The organism is Streptomyces sp. KLMMK (genome assembly GCF_036961605.1).
In the GTDB taxonomy this organism is placed as follows: domain Bacteria; phylum Actinomycetota; class Actinomycetes; order Streptomycetales; family Streptomycetaceae; genus Streptomyces; species Streptomyces telluris.
Genome location: NZ_JBAMDC010000774.1, coordinates 1 through 978 on the forward strand (window position 1 = coordinate 1; position 978 = coordinate 978).

At 68.5% G+C, this 978-nt stretch carries 1 protein-coding gene; it reads left to right on the forward strand.

All coding sequences use genetic code 11. The features are described from left to right. The first annotated feature begins 86 nt into the window (after nt 1–86). Nucleotides 87–704 carry a hypothetical protein gene (locus V7793_RS37875; protein WP_336014297.1) on the forward strand — a complete coding sequence of 206 codons (618 nt, stop codon included), beginning with the start codon at nt 87–89 and terminating at the stop codon, nt 702–704. Nucleotides 705–978: the final 274 nt, after the last annotated feature.

The following is a 978-nucleotide window of genomic DNA, read 5'->3' on the forward strand; positions in this document are numbered from 1 at the left end:
GCACCACCAGCAGCACCAAAAGCAATCGGTAGCAGGCCCCTGCCGGGAAGGCAGGGGCCTGTCCCTGTTCTGTCGAGGACCCCACCATGCCCCGCGGCCGCTACTCGCTCCACGACCCGCACGACCACACCCCCCTCGGTGAGGAGCACTTCCACTGCGCCACCGGCCCCTCCGGCTGGCGCTACGTCTCGCAGATCACCACGCCCTCCGGCGACCACGCAGGATCCGTCGACCTCACCCTCGACGAGCTGGGCCGGCCGATCCGCGTGCAGCTCCACGCCGGAAGCTGGCAGGTGCGCGGCGCGGCCCTCGACGGAGTGACCTGGGTCCGCACCGACCCGACCGGGGAGCACGCCACGGAAGGCAACGTCGCCGAGGCCCGTGCCTTCACCGGCGCGTCCCCTGCCTTCTACGTCGCCCTGTCCCGGGCCCTGCGGCTGACCCCCGGCGCCGGCGCGACGCGCATCCGGCTCGTCGGTTTCACCTCCCCCGTCCTCGCCCCGCGGACCCTCGACCAGTCGTGGGCCCTGGTCGGCCGGACGGCACACGCCACGGACGACGGCCCGCTCCAGGTGGACGCGTACCAGGTCACCGACCTGGAGACCGGTGAGCAGCACACGGTGAACCTCGCCGGCGACGTCGTCCTGTCGGCACCCGGCATCGAGCTGGAGGACCTGGACAGCCCGCCGTCGTCCTTCGCCTGATGTGCAGAGGGGCTGGTCAGCCTGGTAGTGTCCTCCTCGTCCCACAAGACCTGTTGACACAGGACGAGTGGGGAGGTAGATTCGAACGGTTGCCGGGGGAACTGGACAGGTTCCAACGGAACGGTTAGTGTCTACAGCGCTCCGGTGGTGAACGAGATTCACCCCGAGCACCTCGATCCCTTATCGGAAGCGAAAAGCCGATTAGCTTCGGCCGGAAAGCATCTGATAAAGTCGGGATCATCGCCGGAAAGCGAAAGCTGAAAGGCGAAAGGCG

Coding starts and splice junctions, on each gene's coding strand:
- V7793_RS37875 (WP_336014297.1), top strand. CDS start 87: ATGCCCCGCGGCCGCTACTCGCTCCACGACCCGCACGACCACACCCCC.